The 17,825-nt window shown below is 65.2% G+C and carries 15 protein-coding genes and 1 pseudogene; 11 read left to right on the forward strand and 5 right to left on the reverse strand.

Annotated elements, in window-relative coordinates; translation table 11 throughout:
• Positions 1-446 precede the first annotated feature (446 nt).
• Entirely contained in the window at positions 447-647 is a 201-nt protein-coding gene (gene rpmI / locus RX327_RS00665) for a 50S ribosomal protein L35 (protein WP_008539890.1), read from the forward strand.
• 73 nt (positions 648-720) lie between these two features.
• On the forward strand, positions 721-1,080 hold the full coding sequence (gene rplT / locus RX327_RS00670; RefSeq protein WP_028179126.1) for a 50S ribosomal protein L20: 360 nt from the start codon (positions 721-723) through the stop codon (positions 1,078-1,080).
• A gap of 15 nt (positions 1,081-1,095) precedes the next feature.
• Here the strand turns inward: rplT and RX327_RS00675 are convergent, their stop codons facing one another.
• Complete coding sequence (locus RX327_RS00675) at positions 1,096-1,506, reverse strand: hypothetical protein (RefSeq protein ID WP_050383475.1); 411 nt, start codon at positions 1,504-1,506, stop codon at positions 1,096-1,098.
• A 207-nt stretch (positions 1,507-1,713) separates the two neighbouring features.
• On the opposite strand from RX327_RS00675, the gene pheS reads away from it, so the two are divergent.
• The 5 genes from pheS (at position 1,714) to RX327_RS00700 (ending at position 7,239) form a co-directional block, all read left to right on the forward strand.
• Positions 1,714-2,796, forward strand: a complete 1,083-nt coding sequence (pheS, locus tag RX327_RS00680; RefSeq protein WP_317249156.1) for a phenylalanine--tRNA ligase subunit alpha — start codon at positions 1,714-1,716, stop codon at positions 2,794-2,796.
• 73 nt (positions 2,797-2,869) lie between these two features.
• A complete protein-coding gene (gene pheT / locus RX327_RS00685) occupies positions 2,870-5,278 on the forward strand; it encodes a phenylalanine--tRNA ligase subunit beta (RefSeq protein WP_317249158.1) in 2,409 nt (802 codons plus the stop codon).
• Positions 5,279-5,489: 211 nt separating this feature from the next.
• Entirely contained in the window at positions 5,490-6,266 is a 777-nt protein-coding gene (locus tag RX327_RS00690; RefSeq protein WP_317249159.1) for a sulfite exporter TauE/SafE family protein, read from the forward strand.
• A gap of 35 nt (positions 6,267-6,301) precedes the next feature.
• Positions 6,302-6,487 carry a hypothetical protein gene (locus RX327_RS00695; protein WP_317249160.1) on the forward strand — a complete coding sequence of 62 codons (186 nt, stop codon included), beginning with the start codon at positions 6,302-6,304 and terminating at the stop codon, positions 6,485-6,487.
• A gap of 11 nt (positions 6,488-6,498) precedes the next feature.
• Complete coding sequence (locus RX327_RS00700) at positions 6,499-7,239, forward strand: MBL fold metallo-hydrolase (protein ID WP_317249161.1); 741 nt, start codon at positions 6,499-6,501, stop codon at positions 7,237-7,239.
• Positions 7,240-7,507: 268 nt separating this feature from the next.
• Here RX327_RS00700 and RX327_RS00705 read toward each other — a convergent pair whose 3' ends face one another.
• Positions 7,508-8,917 carry an NAD(P)/FAD-dependent oxidoreductase gene (locus RX327_RS00705; RefSeq protein ID WP_317249162.1) on the reverse strand — a complete coding sequence of 470 codons (1,410 nt, stop codon included), beginning with the start codon at positions 8,915-8,917 and terminating at the stop codon, positions 7,508-7,510.
• Between the two features lie 203 nt (positions 8,918-9,120).
• On the opposite strand from RX327_RS00705, the gene RX327_RS00710 reads away from it, so the two are divergent.
• Positions 9,121-10,005, forward strand: coding sequence for a YiiX/YebB-like N1pC/P60 family cysteine hydrolase (locus RX327_RS00710; RefSeq protein ID WP_317249163.1), 885 nt, complete (start codon positions 9,121-9,123; stop codon positions 10,003-10,005).
• Positions 10,006-10,008: 3 nt separating this feature from the next.
• Here RX327_RS00710 and RX327_RS00715 read toward each other — a convergent pair whose 3' ends face one another.
• Positions 10,009-12,099 (reverse strand): TonB-dependent receptor, encoded by a 2,091-nt coding sequence (locus RX327_RS00715; protein ID WP_317251425.1) that lies wholly within the window; start codon positions 12,097-12,099, stop codon positions 10,009-10,011.
• A gap of 257 nt (positions 12,100-12,356) precedes the next feature.
• On the opposite strand from RX327_RS00715, the pseudogene nikR reads away from it, so the two are divergent.
• A pseudogene (gene nikR / locus RX327_RS00720) lies at positions 12,357-12,801 on the forward strand (nickel-responsive transcriptional regulator NikR).
• A 104-nt stretch (positions 12,802-12,905) separates the two neighbouring features.
• On the opposite strand, the gene RX327_RS00725 reads toward nikR, so the two are convergent.
• Complete coding sequence (locus RX327_RS00725; protein ID WP_050383483.1) at positions 12,906-13,853, reverse strand: hydroxymethylglutaryl-CoA lyase; 948 nt, start codon at positions 13,851-13,853, stop codon at positions 12,906-12,908.
• 7 nt (positions 13,854-13,860) lie between these two features.
• Complete coding sequence (locus RX327_RS00730) at positions 13,861-15,030, reverse strand: CaiB/BaiF CoA transferase family protein (RefSeq protein ID WP_050383484.1); 1,170 nt, start codon at positions 15,028-15,030, stop codon at positions 13,861-13,863.
• 170 nt (positions 15,031-15,200) lie between these two features.
• Between RX327_RS00730 and RX327_RS00735 the strand changes: the two genes are divergently transcribed.
• Both RX327_RS00735 and RX327_RS00740 read left to right on the forward strand, forming a co-directional pair.
• A complete protein-coding gene (locus RX327_RS00735; protein WP_028335753.1) occupies positions 15,201-16,124 on the forward strand; it encodes a LysR family transcriptional regulator in 924 nt (307 codons plus the stop codon).
• Positions 16,125-16,308: 184 nt separating this feature from the next.
• Entirely contained in the window at positions 16,309-17,721 is a 1,413-nt protein-coding gene (locus RX327_RS00740; RefSeq protein WP_028335754.1) for an MFS transporter, read from the forward strand.
• The last annotated feature ends 104 nt before the right edge of the window (positions 17,722-17,825 follow it).

Consider the following 17,825-nt stretch of genomic DNA (forward strand, 5'->3'; position numbering starts at 1 on the left):
TTCGAATTTGTCGCTTTGTTGAAATGAAATGGCCCGTGAGGCGATCTGGCGGGCTGTTTCGTATTTTGGGCACCGCTCATGGCCCGGTGGTGCCAACCTCCCCTTGAAAAGGGGAGGTCGATTTGCTCGCCAGAGCAAAGCGGGTGGGGATCTACTCTCTCCACGAGCAGCGGCGCCGACGGCCGCCCCCCATCCCGGCCCCCCCTTTCAGGGGGAAGGGGAAGACCGATCCGCCCCGATTCCCCGCCTGAAACGTTGCAAAACCGCCGATCCTCTGTCATAAGCCGGGCCTTCGCCGCCCGGCTGATCAAGGGCTGCCGTGGCGACGGTTCGTGCAGGTTCTTTCAATTCGGAAAAAACCCTAGCACTTTCAACGCTCTAACGAGCATTTTAGCCGGCCGGACGCCTCTCGGGGCGATTTTCGTGCTGTGCGACAGGAGAGCCAAATGCCCAAGCTGAAGACCAAATCGGGCGCTAAAAAGCGCTTCAAGGTGACTGCCACCGGCAAAGTGATGCACGCCCAGCGCGGCAAGCGTCACGGCATGATCAAGCGGACGAAGAAGCAGATCCGTCAGCTCCGCGGCACCCGCGTGCTGTTCAAGACCGACGGCGACAACGTCAAGAAGTACTTCTTGCCGAACGCCTGATCGCACCGATCGCTTGAACCCTCGCCGCGACTGCGCGGCGCCCCGTCACCTCTTCCAGATCAAGGATTTCGTCATGTCTCGCGTCAAACGCGGTGTGACCGCCCACGCCAAGCACAAGAAAGTCTACAAGGCCGCCAAGGGCTTCTACGGCCGCCGCAAGAACACCATCCGCGCCGCCAAGCCGGCGGTCGAGAAGGCGATGCAATACGCCTTCCGCGATCGCAAGCGCAAGAAGCGGACGTTCCGCGCGCTCTGGATCCAGCGCATCAACGCCGCCGTCCGTCCGTTCGGCCTGACCTACAGCCGATTTATCGACGGCATGGCCAAGTCCGGGATCACCGTGGACCGCAAGGTGCTGTCGGATCTCGCGATCAGCGAGCCCGCCGCGTTCCAGGCCATCGCCGAGAAGGCCAAGGCCGCGCTGGCGGCCTGATCCTAGCGGGCGGCCCTAACGCGATTTGGGGCCCGCCTTCAGCGCCTTCTGCGAATAGCGCTGGGCGACGATCGCCCGGCAGAACGCCGTGAACGAGCGGTACATGGTGCCGCTTTCGTTGTCGTATTTGTGGTCGCAGCGCTTGAGCTGGCCGGCATAGGCCTTCTTCTGCGACGCTCCGAGGCTGGACAGGAAGTCCCCCTCGCACCTCTTCTCGACCACGGCGCCGAACTGGACGTCTCCGCTGGCGCCGTATTCGCACGCCTCGAAGATCTTCATCGCGCGGTTGCAGCTCGGCGCCTTCTGAAGCTCCACGATGATGTCGTCCATCTGGGTCGATTTGGCGGGACATTCCTCGGTCGCGGCATGCGCCGTGGTGAGCATCAACAGCAGCGCCGGCATGGCCAGGCAAGATCGCAGCAACATCGCGTGGGCCTCCTTGAACTCCCCTTGGGTAGCCCGGCCTCCGCGCGGGGTTCAATGCTGCCGGCCATCAGCCCGAAAACACCGGCTTTTCGCTTGACGTTACGCCCTTCCGGCGGCGACAACCCAGCCGAATTTTGGCGCATGGTACCGGTTCGGGTAGCGGTTCTTCCCACCGGATCATGCTCCGCTCAAGCGCAGGATTTGACTGTGTCCGACCTCGCAACGCTCGAAACATCCATCCTCGACCAGATCGCCGCCGCCGGCGATGAAGCCGCGCTCGAAGCGGTGCGCGTCGCAGCCCTCGGCAAGAAGGGCTCGATCTCGGCGCTGCTCGCCACGCTCGGCAAGATGTCGCCCGACGAGCGCAAGACCGAGGGCGCCAAGATCAACCTCACCAAGGATGCTGTGACGCGGGCGCTCGCAGCAAGGCGCGACGTGCTGAAGTCGGCGGCGCTCGATGCGCGGCTGGCGTCCGAGACCATCGACGTCACCCTGCCGCTGCGCGACGCACCGGTCGAGGCCGGCCGCATCCATCCGCTGAGCCAGGTCTGGGACGAGCTGACCACGATCTTCGCCGACATGGGATTCTCGGTCGCCGAGGGTCCCGACATCGAGACCGACGACTACAACTTCACCAAGCTGAATTTCCCGGAAGGCCATCCCGCGCGCGAGATGCACGACACCTTCTTCTTCCATCCGAAGGAGGACGGCTCGCGCATGCTGCTGCGAACCCACACCTCGCCGGTGCAGGTGCGCACGATGCTGAGCCAGAAGCCGCCGATCCGCGTGATCTGCCCGGGCCGCACCTACCGCATCGATTCGGACGCGACCCATACGCCGCAATTCCACCAGGTCGAAGGCCTCGTCATCGACAAGACCTCGCATCTCGGCCATCTCAAATGGATCCTGCACGAGTTCTGCAAGGCGTTCTTCGAGGTCGACCACATCAACATGCGCTTCCGTCCCTCGTTCTTCCCGTTCACCGAGCCGTCGCTGGAAGTCGACATCCAGTGCCGCCGCGACAAGGGCGAGATCCGCTTCGGCGAGGGCGAGGACTGGCTCGAGATTCTCGGCTGCGGCATGGTGCATCCGAACGTGCTGCGCGCCTGCGGCATCGATCCCGACGAGTACCAGGGCTTCGCCTGGGGCATGGGCATCGACCGCATCGCCATGCTGAAATACGGCATCGCCGACCTGCGCCAGCTGTTCGACAGCGACGTCCGCTGGCTGTCCCACTACGGCTTCAAGCCGCTGGACATCCCGTCGATCGCGGGCGGGCTGAGCACGTAACGTCTACGCGACGTTGCGGAGCGAGCGATCAAGATAACCTAGTCAACACCAACAAGAACCGAGGCAAGCAGCCATGAAATTCACCCTCTCCTGGCTGAAGGATCATCTCGAGACCGACGAGCCGCTCGACAAGCTCGCCGACAAGCTCACCATGATCGGGCTCGAGGTCGAGAACATCGAGGACAAGGCGAAGGCGCTCAAGCCGTTCACCATTGCGAAGGTGATCTCGGCCGAGCAGCATCCGAATGCGGATCGCTTGCGCGTCTGCATGGTCGACACCGGTGACGGCGGCGCGCCGGTGCAGGTCGTGTGCGGCGCGCCGAATGCGCGTGCGGGCCTCGTCAGCGTGTTCTCGCCGCCCGGCACATACATTCCCGGCAAGGACATCACGCTCGGCATCGGCACCATCCGCGGCGTCGAGAGCCGCGGCATGCTGTGCTCGGCGGCCGAATTGCAGATCTCCAACGACCATGACGGCATCATGGAATTGCCGGCGGACGCGCCGCTCGGCAAGGGTTACGCCGAATGGGCCGGGCTCGGCGATCCCGTGGTCGAGATCAATCTGACGCCGAACCGGCAGGACTGCACCGGCGTGCACGGCATCGCGCGCGACCTCGCCGCCGCCGACATGGGCAAGTTCAAGGACCCGGCCATCAAGCCCATCAAGGGCGAATTCCCGTGCCCGGTGAAGGTCACGGTCGAGGATTCCTCGCTGTGTCCCGGCTTCGCGCTCCGCCTCGTGCGCGGCGTCAAGAACGGACCGTCGCCGGAATGGCTGCAGAAGCGGCTGACCGCGATCGGACTGCGCCCGATCAACGCGCTGGTCGACATCACCAATTTCATGACCTTCGACCGGGCGCGGCCGCTGCACGTGTTCGACGCCAAGAAGGTCAAGGGCAATCTCGTCGTGCGCCGCGCCCGCGACGGCGAGACGCTGCTCGCGCTCGACGGCCGTACCTACAATCTCGATCCCGCGATTTGCGTCATCGCGGACGAGCACGGCGTCGAATCGCTCGCGGGCATCATGGGCGGCGAGGCCTCCGGCTGCGACGATGATACCACCGACGTGCTGATCGAATCGGCGCTGTGGAACGAGATCAACATCGCCCAGACCGGCCGCAAGCTCGGCATCAATTCGGATGCGCGCTACCGCTTCGAGCGCGGCGTCGATCCGGCCTTCATGGTGCCGGGACTGGAGCTCGCGACCAGGCTCGTGATGGAGATGTGCGGCGGCACGCCGTCCGAGACTGTCGTGGTCGGCAAGCAGTTCGGCGAGGATCGCGTCATCGACTTCCCGCTCAGCGAAGTGAAGCGTCTTGCCGGCATCGAGGTGCCGCTGGTCGAGGTGAAGCTGATCCTTACCCGGCTCGGCTTCATGCTGGCCGGCAACGGGCCCGTGGTGAAGATCGCAATCCCGTCCTGGCGCACGGACGTGCACGGCAAGGCCGACATCGTCGAGGAGGTCGTCCGCATCTTCGGCGTCGACAAGGTGCCGATGACGCCGTTCGAACGCGGCGAGGAGCCGCGCAAGCCGGTGCTGACGCCGATGCAGCTGCGCACCCGCCGCGCCAAACGCGCGCTCGGCGTGCGCGGCATGGTGGAAGCCGTGACCTGGTCGTTCATCACCAATGACGCGGCAAAACTGTTCGGCGGCGGCCAGAGCGAGCTCGTGCTCGCCAACCCGATCGCGGCCGATCTCTCCGACATGCGGCCGAGCCTGCTGCCCGGCCTCGTCGCGGCGGTTCAGGCCAACATCAACCGCGGCTATCCTGACGTGGCGCTGTTCGAGGTCGGCCAGGTGTTCCGCGGCGACCGTCCGGAGGACCAGCTGGTCGCCGCCTCCGGCGTGCGTCATGGCTTCGCCTCGTCGAAGGGGATCGGACGGCACTGGACCGGCTCGGCGGCGGCGGATGCGATGGATGCCAAGGCCGACGCTTTCGCCGTGCTGGCGGCCGCCGGTGCGCCGATGCAGGCGCTTCAGGTCGTGGCGGGTGGTCCTGGCTGGCTGCATCCGGGACGTTCCGCCACGATCCAGATCGGCCCGCAGAACGTGCTCGGCCATTTCGGCGAGATGCATCCGCGCGCGCTCGAGGCGCTCGGTGTCGACGGTCCCTTGATGGTGTTCGAGGTCATCCTCGACCGCATCCCTGAGGCGAAGAAGAAGCCGACGCGCGCCAAGCCGCTGATCGAGCTCTCCGCCTTCCAGCCGGTGTCGCGCGACTTCGCCTTCATCGTCGACCGCGCCGTGAAGGCCGGCGACATCGTCCGCGCCGCGCAAGCCGTCGACAAGAAGCTGATTACCGGCGTGAACGTTTTCGACGTCTACGAGGGCAAGGGCATCGATGACGGCAAGAAGTCGATCGCGATCGCGGTGACCATCCAGCCGCGCGAGAAGACCCTGACCGACCAGGAGATCGAGGCCGTCGGTGCCAAGATCGTCGCCGAGGTGACCAAGCAGACCGGCGGCACGCTGCGCGGGTGATGCTCCTCTCCCTCTCCCCGTTCTTACGGGGTCGAGACGAGCGTAGCTCGCTCTTAGAGGGTTGGGGTGAGGGGCTCGTCCCGCAAACACGGTGAACACGGAGCTCGCGGAGGCTCCCCCTCACCCTGAAATCAAGCTGTGCTTGATTTCCGACCTCTCCCCGCAAGCGGGGAGAGGTGAGAAACACGGATCACCCCGCGCACGCCCTCCCATGACCTCCTTCAGCCTGATCCCCTCCGACATCTCGACCAGCATCGCGCTCGCGATCTGTGCGGTCGCTTTCGTTTCGGGCACCGCACGCGGCTTCTCCGGCTTCGGCTCGGCGCTGATCTTCATGCCGCTGGCGAGCAGCATCGCAGCGCCGCGGCTCGTTGCCGCCCTGCTGCTCGTCATCGATTTCGTCGCGGCCGCGCCGCTGCTGCCGAACGCCTGGACCCATGCCGACCGCAAGGCGACCGCGGTCATGGTCGCGGGCGCGCTGATCGGCGTGCCCGTCGGCACCTATTTCCTGAGCGTGCTGGAGCCCGTCACCACGCGATGGATCATCTCCTGCTTCGTCGCCGCCCTCCTGCTCCTGCTGCTGTCGGGCTGGCGCTATCGCGGCAAGGACCACGCCTGGCTCTCGGTCGGCATCGGCAGCCTCTCGGGCTTCTGTAGCGGCCTCGCGCAAACCGGCGGCCCGCCGATCGTCGGCTACTGGCTCGGCCGCCCGATCTCGTCGGTGATCTCGCGCGCCAATATCGTGCTGTTCTTCGGCGCCTCGGACTTCTTCTCGCTGGTCAGCTACTGGTTCACCGGCTTGATCACGATCGAATCGGTCAAGTTCTCGCTGATCGTCGGCCCGATCTACGGCATCGGCGTCTGGTTCGGCGCCGCGCTGTTCGGCAAGGCGAGCGAAAAGGTGTTTCGCGCGATCTGCTACGCGCTGATCGCCGCGGCCGTCATCGTCGGCCTGCCGGCGCTTGATGGCATCTTGCGCGGCGGCTAGGGTCGCAGCACCCAAAAGAGACCAGGGAGACACCGATGATCGATCGCCGCAATGCATTGAAACTGGCGCTCTGCAGCGCCGCCGTGCTCGCGGCGCCTCACGTGCGCGCGCAAACCGACAAGGCGCGGACCCGCATCGTGTTCCTCGGCACCAAGGGCGGGCCACGCGCCGCGCTTCGAACCCCGCCAATCTCGTCGTCGTCAACGACACCCCGTTCGTGATCGATTGCGGCATGGGCGTCAGCCGCCAGCTTGTGCGCGCGGGCGTGCCGATCCCGCAGGTCAAGTACATCTTCATCAGCCACCATCATTCCGATCACAATCTGGAATACGGCAATCTGTTCTACAACGCCTGGGCGGCCGGCCTCTCGACGCCGATCCATTCGTTCGGCCCCAAGGGCATCGAGGCGATGACCAAAGAATATTGGGAGCTGAACAAGTTCGACGTCGAGACCCGGATCGAGGACGAAGGCCGCCCGGACCCGCGCAAGCTGCTGATCGCGAAAGACATCAGCGACGACGGCGTGGTGCTGAAGACATCGGATGTCACCGTCACCGCGTTCCGCACGCCGCACCCGCCGATCACGGATAACTTCGCCTACAAGTTCGAGACCCCGGACGGCACCATCGTGTTCTCCAGCGACACCGCCTACAACCCGAAGCTCGCCGAGTTTGCCAAGGGCGTCGACGTACTGGTGCACGAATGTCTTTACGTCCCCGCGGTCGATCGTCTGGTTGCCACGACCAAGAACGGCGCCACGTTGAAGAAGCATCTGCTCGACAGCCACACCTCGACCGAGGATGTCGGCCGCATCGCAGCCGCCGCCGGCGTGAAGACGCTGGTGCTCAGTCACTTCGTCCCCGGCGACGATCGGCAGGTCACCGATGATGACTGGACGAGGGACGTGAAGAAGAACTATTCCGGCCGCATCGTGGTGGCCAAGGATCTGATGGAGCTGAAGCTGCCGGTGTGATCGGACAAATCATGTCACGAGAATGCGGATGTGTGACCACCGGCCGCACAACGTCTTCGGTGTCGTCCCAGCGAACGCAGGGACCCATAACCACGAATAGTTATTGCTGAACGATGGTGGAACGACGAGTCCCGATCACAACATCTGCTGCGGCGTATGGGTCCCTGCTTTCGCAGGGACGACACCTGTTGTGCGGCAGCACTCGCCACCAAATCACCGCACACACCACGGTAGGCCGACCACGCTCAACCGTCTCCTCTCACGATCATCAATTCATCGCCCCGGAGCGAGGCGACGTGCGGCGCTTGTGTTTTGCGGCGGGCGCTGCGGGCGCCGGTGTCGCTTCCTTCGCCCCGCCGATCCTGCGCAGCGCGGCGTCGGCGGCGCGCTCGCCGCTGTCCCAGGCGCCGTCGATCGTGCCCCACAGCGTTTCGTGGGTGGCCTCGCCCGCGAGATACATCGCGCCGATCGGCTCGGCCAGGATCCGGCGCGAGAATTGTGCGCCGGGTGCAGCGGCCGACATCGCGCCCATAATGAAGGGCTGTGCATTCCAGCGCGTCGCGCTGGTCTTCTTCACGGCGGCGCCGACCTCGCTGCCATAGAGCTTGGTCAGCCATTCCGCCGCGAAAGCCGACATCGCCTGCTCGCCCTGCGCCGACAGGTCGCGGCCGAACGAGCCCGCGACGTCGATCGTGCACAGCGAGGAGCCCGCGATATTGCCGTAGAGTAGCGCCGTCTTGGTCGAATTGCTCTGCTCGATGAGGATATCGTCGCGCGACAGGCCGAGCGGATTGCCCGGCAGTTGCAACACGATGCGATCGTAGCTGCCCAGGCTGAGCTTCGCGGCGGCATCGAGCGTGCGCTTCGGAAGCTCCGGTGCGAACTTGATGTTGCCGCTCGCAAGCACGTTGCTCGACACGGTGACGATGGCGGCGCGCGCGGTGATCTTGCCGGAGGGCGTCTCGACCATGACGTCGCGATTGCTCCACAGGATACGGCTCGCCGGCGTCGACAGCGCCAGCGGCACCTGCTCGCCGAGCTTGGTGATCAGAGTGCCGAGGCCCTGGCGGCAGGCGATCGCCGCGTTGCGGTCCTGCGCGCGTCCCTTGTCGATCGCGGACAGCTCCTTCAGGTCCTTGCCGCAGAAATTGGGCCCGAGCAGGAATTCCGCGGTGCCGGCCCAATCGCCGAGGTCCTTCGGCATCGCCGCGGCGCAGGCGATATCGGCCTTGCGCGCGGCCTCGTCGATGGCCCGGTTGGCGCGCACCAGCGCCGCCAGGAACTGCTCGGTCTCGCCCGCGCGCGCGTTGCGGCGGCCGATGCGCATCTTCTGCCCCGCAGGCGCCGTGACGATGTCGAGACCCGCGGAGCGCGCCAGCCGGATCATCGGATTGGTGTCGGGATTGTACATCCAGCGCGCGCCGCGGTCGAACGGCACGCCGAATGTCGACGCGTCGGTCTGGCAGCGACCGCCGACCTGGCCCGCCGCCTCCACCACGATCACCTTGCGGTTGGCGGCAACGATCCGGCGCGCCGCAGCGATACCTGCGGCCCCTGCACCGATCACGACGATATCGGCCTCGCGCGGCGGCGGCGCCGCAAGCACCCGGCCGCCCAGCGCGGGCGCCAGCGCGAAAGCCGCGGACGCCGACAGGAAATCGCGGCGGGTCACTGTCATGACATAGCTTCTGGCATGGTTTCCGGGGACTTGCGGAGAACGGGAACGCTTCGCGAACTGTGCCGCATCTCACCGACCGCAGCAACCATCATGGTAAATCAATCATGATTGATCCGCCGATGGCATGAACTAAATTGCAACAGCTTGCGACCATGATTAAGTGAAACACAAGCGGTCACAGAACCGCTGGGGGGGGGGAATCCATGGGCCTAATGCTCGATACCGTCGGTAAATGGATCGCGGGGTACCTGCAGAAGGAAGTCCCCGGTTACGAGCCGTTCACGCCGAGCGACCCGGAGCACCTGCGCGGCATCATCGAGCCCGGCGACGTGCTGCTGGTCGAGGGCAACAACCGCATCTCCGGCATCATCAAATATCTGACGCAGTCGACCTGGTCGCATGCCGCGCTCTATGTCGGCCCGGTCGCGGGTGCGGAGGAGCCCGACGGCGAGCCGCATGTGCTGATCGAGGCCAATATCGGCGAGGGCGTCACCTCGGCGCCGCTGTCGAAATATTTCCCCTATCACACCCGCGTGTGCCGCCCGGTCGGACTGTCCTATGAGGACCGCACCACGGTCTGCCGCTACGCCATCAACCGCATCGGCTTCGGCTACGACACCAAGAACATCGTCGACTTGATGCGTTACCTGTTCCCGATGCCGATACCGCAGCGCTGGCGCCGGCGCATGATCGCGATCGGCTCCGGCGATCCGACCAAGATCATCTGCTCGGCGCTGATCGCGCAGGCCTTCGACGCCGTGCGCTATCCGATCCTGCCGAAGATCACCAAGGCCGGCAGCCGTGCCGCGCGCCGCGAGATCCTGCACATCCGCGATTCCTCGCTCTACATGCCCCGCGACTTCGACATCTCGCCCTATTTCGAAGTCGTCAAACCCACCATCGTGCACGGGTTCGACTACACAGCCCTGCACTGGGCCGACAAGCAGAAGCCGCTCGAGGAGGTAGCGGGCTCATTCAGTGTGTTTCCAGAAACGGTCCTGGCGCCGCCGCTCGTTCCTGAAGCGATTGACGAAGAGGCGCCGGTTCCGGCTGCGGAAATGACCGCCGAAGGTCACGCGCCGGTGTGACGATCAGAATGTTGCCGCAAGCGTCAGCCGAACGGCAAGCGGCTCGGCAGGATGCACATGGCGGTCGGCGACGCCATCGACCGGTTCGCCCGGCAGCCGCGACAGATAGTAGTATTCGATCTGGTTGGTTTGCGCGTTGAAGAGATTGAGGACGTCGAGCTGCAGCCGCATCCCGTTGTCGAATTTATAGCCGGCGCGGGCGTTGACGATGAATGACGATAGCGAGCGCACGCTGTCGTCCTCGATCAGCGGGCGCGGGCCGAAATAGCGGGCGCGCAGGCTGCCGAACCAGCCGGTGTCGCGGCCGAAGGTGACGCCGCCACTGGCAACCCACGCCGGCGCACCCGGAATGAAATCGCCGGCCGGATCGACATCCGTGAAGCGGCCGCGGGTATAGGCGAGATCGAAATCGAGGCTCATCCACGGCAAGAGCTTGTACTGGTTGGTCCACTCGACGCCGACCCGCCGGCTCGGCCGGCTCGGCTCCGTGGTGCCGGCATCGCCGACGAACAGCAGTTCGGAATCGAAGTCGAGCACGAACACGGCGAGCGACGAGGTGAGACCGTCGATCACCCTGGTGCGGATACCGAGCTCGGCGCCCTTCGAGCGCACCAGCAGCGGCACGCGATCGAGCGGCGTCACCTTGTCATTGGGATCGACGGTGATGGTCGCACCCCTGATGTCGTTGGAATGCAGGCCGAAGCCGGCATTGCCGTAGAACTCGGTCTTGTACCATGGGCCAAGCACGATGCCGGCCTTCGGGCTCGTCAGCGCCGCCTGCGCGTTGCCGGAATTCTGCGGCGTGTCGCTCAGCACGTGGCCGGCGAAATAATCCTCGCGAATGCCGACCGTGGTGCGCAGCCAGTCGGTCCAGCGTGCGGTGCTGTCGGCCCACAGCGCGACACTGCCTTCCTGGACCTGATCATTGCGCACCGTGGACAGGATCTCGCGCTGCACGGTCTTGAACAGGCTGACATTGATGTCGTCGTAGCGGGTCTGCACGCCGACCCGCGTCTGGGTATCGATGCCGGCGACGCGGACATCGACGGCGTGGCTGGCATCAAGGCCGTAGACGGTACGCCTGTCGGTCTGGCTGAACTGGTCGCCATTGACGGGGTCATCGAGGAAATAGGTGAAATCGTTGTAGAGCTGCAGCGACGAGCGGATCACATAGGCGTTGAGCTTGGTCTGCCCGTAGTCGCTCGACTGCGCCCAATTGCTCGACAGGCTGAAGCGGCCGGCGGTGCCGCCATCGGTCGGATTGAGCGTGCCATAACGGCCGATCAGGCCCTGGTCGATCGCACGCTGCGCGACCTGGTCGGTCGAATTCCAACCATTGGAATAGGCCATCGCGGTCAGCGAGAAACCGTCGGTCGCGGTGCCCTGACTGTAGCGCAGCACGCCGTTGAGCTTGCGGATATCGTCGGGTACGTCCCACGGGCCGTTGTATTTGTTGGCCTCGAAGGCAGCGAGCAGCGTTCCGTCGCCGACGCGCGTCGAGCCCGCGGCCAGCGCGCGCTGATAGCCGAAGCTGCCGGCGGTCAGTTCCACGATGTTCTTCGAAAGCCTGTCGAGATAGTTGATGTCGACGGCACCAGCGGAGGCGAAATCGCCCTTGTCCGCATAGTACGGGCCCTTGCGGACATCCATCGATTGGATGAGTTCCGGGATCAGCCAGTTGAGATCGGCATAGCCCTGGCCGTGCGCGTGGGTGCGCATGTTGACGGGGACGCCGTCGACCGTGATCGCAAGATCCGTGCCGTGGTCGAGATTATAGCCGCGCAGGAAATACTGGTTGGCTTTGCCCTCGCCGGAATGCTGCGTCACGATCAGACCCGGGACGGCTTCGAGAACTTCGCCGACGCGCGAGATCGGCCGCGCGTTCACTTCGTCGCCGCTGATCTGCAGCGCGCTGGCCGCGGTCGGCTGCAGAGTGGACGCAGGTACGGTCGCCGAGCCGCCGGTAATGCCGCTGGTCGCAGCGGTGGATTGGCGCGGTTGCGGTGCTACCGGCTTGCGGCCGGTGGCGGCATGGCGCGGACGTTGCGACGGCTTGGCGTGTTTGGGCGAGGCCTGGTCGGGCGACGTCACCATGACCGGCGGCAACTGCTCGGTCGTGGCGGCGACGGTCTGCGCTTCGGCGACCGGCGCGAATGCTGCAATGGATGCGGCGGCGGAAAATATCCGCCATGCAGTACGACGCAACGCCCATGCCCTCGCATGATACCTGTTACAGTCACGCGACGACCGCACCAGTCCAACCAACCCGGCAAAGCGACGCTAGCAAGCGCAGTATGACGTTACAAGAAAAATGTCATACCGCCGGGCAATCGAGCCACCACGGATAAGCCATGCAACGCATCACGATCACGATCGAGGACGATCTCCTGGCGGAGATCGACGCAGCAGCGGAGGCGCGCGGCTACCAGAACCGCTCCGAGATCATCCGCGATCTCGCCCGCGCCGGCCTGCAACAGAGCGCGGAAAACGCGCCGTCAGGGCAATGCGTCGCGGCGCTCGTCTATGTCTACGACCACGCCGCGCGCGATCTCTCAAAGCGCTTGGTACAGGAATTCCACGGCCATCACGACCTCGCGCTGGCGACGCTGCACGTCCATCTCGACGACGACAATTGCATGGAGATGACGGCGCTGAAGGGTGCGCGGCAACGCCTCCGAAGTCAGGCACTTCGCCGACCACATCATCGCCGAACGCGGCGTGCGCTACGGCCGCGTGGTGATGATTCCGACCGCGCCGGACAAGAAGCCGCGCAAGCGGGGGCATGGGCACGATTGAGGTTTCGTAGCCCGGATGAAGCGCAGCGCAATCCGGGGCCCTGGTGCCGCGAACGAAGTGTCCCGGATTGCGCTTCGCTCCATCCGGGCTACCAAACGAATACGCTACGCCGCCTTCGCCTTGGTGCCACGCGGCAGGCCGGCGCGGGCGAGGCCGCCATAGAGCGCCTCGTTCGGCATCTCCGATTTCAGGATCGCGCGCACCTCGACCAGGCGATCGAGATCGATGCCGGTCGGAAATCCCTTGCTCTCGCAGAGGAAGACGAGGTCCTCGAACACGACATTGCCGGTGGCGCCGGGCGCGAACGGGCAGCCGCCGAGGCCGCCGAGCGAGCCGTCGAGCACGCGGGCGCCCTCGTCGAGCGCGGCGGACGCATTCGCGATGCCCATGCCGCGGGTGTCGTGCAGGTGGACGCAGACCGGCTTCGATCCGGCGATCTTCACCGCGCCCCGCGTCAGCTCGCCGACCTGCTTCGGCCCGGCATAACCCACCGTGTCGGCAATCGCGACCATGTCGACGCCGACCTCGTAGAGCTTCTCGGTAAGGCGCAGCACCTCGTTCGGATCGACGGCGCCGACGATCGAGCAGCCCAGTGCCATCGAGATCGCGGCATTGACCAGCGGCTTGTGCGGGCTGGCGTCGCGCAACTCGCAGAGCCGCCTGATGTTCTCGATCGCCGATTCGCGCGAGCGGTTGGCATTGGCCTGGCTGTGCTCCTCGGTCGCCGATACCACCGAGGCGATCTCGGCGACGCCGGTGGCCAGCGCCTCGTTGACGCCGCGCTCGTTCAGCGCCAGCGCGACCCCGTGCGCGCCGGGCAGCGCGGCAATGGTGGCGACCACGTCGCGGACATCGACGAATTGCGGGAAGGTCTTGGCCGGCAGGAACGAGCCGACCTCGAAATGCCGGACGCCGGCGGCGTATTCGTCGCGCACCCAGCGCTGTTTCGCCGCGGTCGACGGGAACGTCTTCACGAGCTGCAGCCCGTCGCGCAGGCCGACTTCGCGCAGGGTCACCTTGTCGCTCGGATAGATATCGTGGACGCGGGTCATGTCAGCCTCACGCAGCGTTTCCGGTTGATGAAATCTTCTGTTGTGCGAGCTCGGCGCGCACCGCCTCGGTATCGGCGCCAAGCACCGGCACCTTCAGGCCTTCGCCGATATTGCGGCCGTTCCATTCGAGCGGCAGCGCGGGAACACGGAACGGCTTGCCGTCGGCGTTCAAATTGTTGACCAGCCCGCCGGGACGCAGCACATGCGGATCCTGCAGCAGATCCTCCGGCCGGTTGATCGGCGAGAAGCAGATATTGAGCGCATCGAGCCGCGCCGAAAGGTCCGCCACGTTCCAGCCCTTGATCACCTCGGCGACGCGCGGAATGATCCGGTCGCGCGCCATGATGCGGTCCGTGGTCGAGCGCAGCGTCGGATCGTCGGCGAATTCCGTGAGGCCGAACTCGCGGCAGAAGCTCTGCCAATGACCTTCGGTGACGACGCCGATGAAGATGCGATCGCCGCCGGCGGCATCGAAGATGTCGTAGATCGGCCAGGCATGCTCGCGTTCCGGCATCGAGCGCGGCTTGCGGCCGGTCATCTCGTACTCGACCATGTGCTGGGCGACCAGGAACAGGCAGTTCTCGAACAGGCCGATGCGGATGTCGGCGCCATCAGCCTTGCCGCCGCGCTTCTGATAGAGCGCGGCGAGGATCGAGATCACCCCGAACATGCCGCCCATGATGTCGTTGGCGGAGGACCCGACGCGCTGCGGCTTTTCGCGCGTGCCGGTCATCGCCGCGAGCCCCGACATCATCTGCACGACTTCGTCGAGCGCCGGCCGATGATCATAGGGACCGGACAGAAAGCCCTTGTGGCCGGCGATGATCAGCTGCGGATATTTTTGGCGAAGCTCCTCGGCGCCAAGCCCCTGCTTGTCGAGCTGACCGTCGCGAAAATTCTCCAGGAACACGTCGGCGCTGGCAAGCAGCCGGTGCATGGTGTCGCGGTCCTCGGGCTTGGCGAAGTCGAGCACGACGCTGCGCTTGCCGCGGTTGAACAGCGGGAAGAACGAGACCCCCATGCCGCCGAGCGAACGGGTCTTGTCGCCGGCGGGCGGTTCGACCTTGATCACCTCGGCGCCGAGTTGCGCCAGGATCATGCCGCAGGTCGGCCCCATCACCATGTGGGTCATCTCGACGACCCTCACGCCTTCCAGCGGCAGTCCGTTGCCGGTCATCGGTTTCTCCGTGCTCGTTGCGCTCTTGTTCTGACGCGTTTCTCCACGCGAACCGGTAGCCACTTCGCTCGAAAACGCATTGTGATCGGCGCAGGTTAGGCTTCCGCACGCTATCTGAAAAATATAATCTGTCGAATAGTGTATTCGTGGTTCTAGAACGCTGAACCCTCATGGATTCGCGCCAGCTTCGCTATTTCATCGCGGTTTACGAGCAGCGCAACCTGTCGCGGGCGGCGGACCAGGCCAACGTCGCGCAATCCGCGCTCAGCCATCACATCGCCAATCTCGAGGCGGAATTCGCCACGCCGCTGTTCGAGCGCAAGCCTCGCGGCATGGAACCGACCGCGGCGGGCGAGCGGCTCTATGAGCATGCCCGCATCATCCTGCGCGCGATGGCGGCGGCCGAGCGCGAAATCAAGGAAGGCGCCAGCGTCATCGCCGGCGACATCTCGATCGGCATGGCCAATTCCGGGATGAAGGCGATCGGCGTGCCGCTGATGCGGACCGTGCTGACGAAATATCCGAACCTGAAGCTGTCGCTGACCGAGAGTCTCTCCGGCGCGACGCTGCTGCATCTGCTGAGCTCCGAGGTCGACCTCGCGCTGGTCTACAATCCGCCTTCGGACAAGGACCTGATCGCCGAGCCGGTGCTGGAGGAACAGATGTTCTGCGTCGGCACCGAGAAGCTGATCGGCAAGAAAACGCCAATTCCCTTTGAAGAAGTGACGCGGCTGCCCCTGATCCTGTTGCGATACGGACTATCGGCGCGCGCGCTGCTGGATGACCCCGTGCTGCTGAAGCGTCTCGAGGCCAACGCGATCATGCATCTCAACTCGACCAGCGGCATGATCGGCGCGCTGACCGCGGGTTTGGGCTGCACGATCGCGACGACCCATTTCGTCAGCGAGCCGTTGAAGGCCCGACTGCTGGTCGCGCGCGAAGTCATCGAACCAAAACTGACCCGCACCCTCTATCTTTGCCGCTTGCGCAACCGCCCGATGACCTACGTCATGGAGGAGATGTGCCGCCTGATCCGCGCCCTGATCGCAGACCAGGTGGGCCGCGGCGCCTGGGAGGCGACGCTTCTGATCTAAGGCGCTTTCAAGCGAAGTAGGCACCGTTCGCGTGAAGCAGGCGCGTCAGAAACTGCGCCATCGAAAATATCGAACGATTCCTTCGATATGTTCGTCTGGATTTCTGGCTTCCGGCTGCCAAACATGCGCGACCGGTACGCCTTCGCAAGAAGGGCGGCCGTTGCACCATTCGGGGAGGATCATCATGAGCGCCGTCGAACTCGGCTCGGTCGCCGATCTCGCCACCACGACAAGCGGACCCGACGAGATTTCGCGACGGCTCGAGGCGCTGCCCACATCCGACTACGTCTGGCGGCTGGTGATCCTGCTCTCGCTCGGCGGCTGCTTCGAAATCTACGACCTGTTCTTTACCGGCTATATCGCGCCGGGCCTTGCCCGGAGCGGATTGATGACCACGACGACGCAGGCGTTCTTCGGCTTCTCCGGGATCGGCGCCTTCGTCGCGGCGACCTTCGCCGGCCTGTTCATCGGCACCTTCTGCCTCGGCTTCCTCGCCGATCGCTTCGGGCGCAAGGCGGTCTTCACCTGGTCGCTGCTGTTCTACAGCGCCGCATCGGTGATCATGGCGTGCCAGACCACACCTGGCGGCCTGCTGCTGTGGCGCTTCATCGCCGGGATCGGGATCGGCATCGAGGTCATCACCATCGACGCCTATATCACCGAGCTGGTGCCGAGCTGGATGCGCGGCCGCGCGTTTGCGATCAACCAGGCGGTGATGCTGTCGGCAGTGCCGATCGTCGCCGCACTTGCGTGGTGGCTGGTGCCGCTCTCGCCGCACGGCATCGACGGCTGGCGCTGGGTCGTACTGATCGGCGCCGCCGCCAGCATGATCATCTGGGTATTGCGACTCTACGTTCCGGAAAGCCCGCTCTGGCTGGCCCGCCATGGCCGCGCTGCCGAGGCCGAGACGATCATGCGGACGCTCGAGGCCGCATCGCCGACGGCGGCGCCGCGCCCGACCGCCACGGCCGCGATGATACCGGCACGTGCGCCGGCCGAGACCGGCTATGCCGACCTGTTCAGGCCGCCCTACGTCTCGCTGGTGGTGCTGTTCATGATCTTCAACCTCTGCCAGGCGTTCGGCGTCTACGGCTTCTCCAACTGGGTTCCGGCGCTCTTGGTGCAGAAGGGCATCAACGTCACCAAGAGCCTGCAATATTCCTTCATCATCGCCTTCGCCTATCCGCTCGCGCCGCTCCTGGCCGCAACCTTCGCCGACCGCTTCGAGCGCAAATGGATCATCTGCGGCGCGGCCGCGGCGATCTCGGTGTTCGGCCTCGCCTTCTCGCAGCTCACCGAGCCGGTGCTGCTGATCGCCAGCGGCGTGCTGGTGACGGGAGCCAACATGACGCTGTCCTACGCCTATCACGCCTACCAGACCGAGGTGTTCCCGACCGCGATCCGGGCGCGCGCCGCGGGCCTCGTCTATTCGATGAGCCGGCTCAGCGCGACCTTCTCCGGCTTCATCGTGGCGTTCATGCTGAAGGAGGCCGGCGTCGGCGGCGTGTTCGGCCTGATCACCGCGGCGATGGTCATCGTGATCATTGCTATCGGTGTCTGGGGGCCGAACGTCCGCGGCAGGCCGCTCGACGCCTAGAGCAATTCGCTCGAAAACGCTCTCACCGCGGCACAAACGGCACTTGCCGAAGCCATATTGGGTGTCTACCTCTCGCGGGTCATTTGTGCAGAGGTAGCCCAGTC

The sequence above is a fragment of the Bradyrhizobium sp. BEA-2-5 genome, assembly GCF_032918025.1.
In the GTDB taxonomy this organism is placed as follows: Bacteria; Pseudomonadota; Alphaproteobacteria; order Rhizobiales; family Xanthobacteraceae; genus Bradyrhizobium; species Bradyrhizobium pachyrhizi.

Coding starts and splice junctions, on each gene's coding strand:
- RX327_RS00725 (WP_050383483.1), bottom strand. CDS start 13,853: ATGACCCGCGTCCACGATATCTATCCGAGCGACAAGGTGACCCTGCGC.
- RX327_RS00730 (WP_050383484.1), bottom strand. CDS start 15,030: ATGACCGGCAACGGACTGCCGCTGGAAGGCGTGAGGGTCGTCGAGATG.
- RX327_RS00715 (WP_317251425.1), bottom strand. CDS start 12,099: ATGGTGACGTCGCCCGACCAGGCCTCGCCCAAACACGCCAAGCCGTCG.
- rpmI (WP_008539890.1), top strand. CDS start 447: ATGCCCAAGCTGAAGACCAAATCGGGCGCTAAAAAGCGCTTCAAGGTG.
- rplT (WP_028179126.1), top strand. CDS start 721: ATGTCTCGCGTCAAACGCGGTGTGACCGCCCACGCCAAGCACAAGAAA.
- RX327_RS00695 (WP_317249160.1), top strand. CDS start 6,302: ATGATCGATCGCCGCAATGCATTGAAACTGGCGCTCTGCAGCGCCGCC.
- pheT (WP_317249158.1), top strand. CDS start 2,870: ATGAAATTCACCCTCTCCTGGCTGAAGGATCATCTCGAGACCGACGAG.
- RX327_RS00710 (WP_317249163.1), top strand. CDS start 9,121: ATGGGCCTAATGCTCGATACCGTCGGTAAATGGATCGCGGGGTACCTG.
- RX327_RS00705 (WP_317249162.1), bottom strand. CDS start 8,917: ATGACAGTGACCCGCCGCGATTTCCTGTCGGCGTCCGCGGCTTTCGCG.
- RX327_RS00735 (WP_028335753.1), top strand. CDS start 15,201: ATGGATTCGCGCCAGCTTCGCTATTTCATCGCGGTTTACGAGCAGCGC.
- RX327_RS00675 (WP_050383475.1), bottom strand. CDS start 1,506: ATGTTGCTGCGATCTTGCCTGGCCATGCCGGCGCTGCTGTTGATGCTC.
- RX327_RS00700 (WP_317249161.1), top strand. CDS start 6,499: ATGGGCGTCAGCCGCCAGCTTGTGCGCGCGGGCGTGCCGATCCCGCAG.
- RX327_RS00740 (WP_028335754.1), top strand. CDS start 16,309: ATGAGCGCCGTCGAACTCGGCTCGGTCGCCGATCTCGCCACCACGACA.
- RX327_RS00690 (WP_317249159.1), top strand. CDS start 5,490: ATGACCTCCTTCAGCCTGATCCCCTCCGACATCTCGACCAGCATCGCG.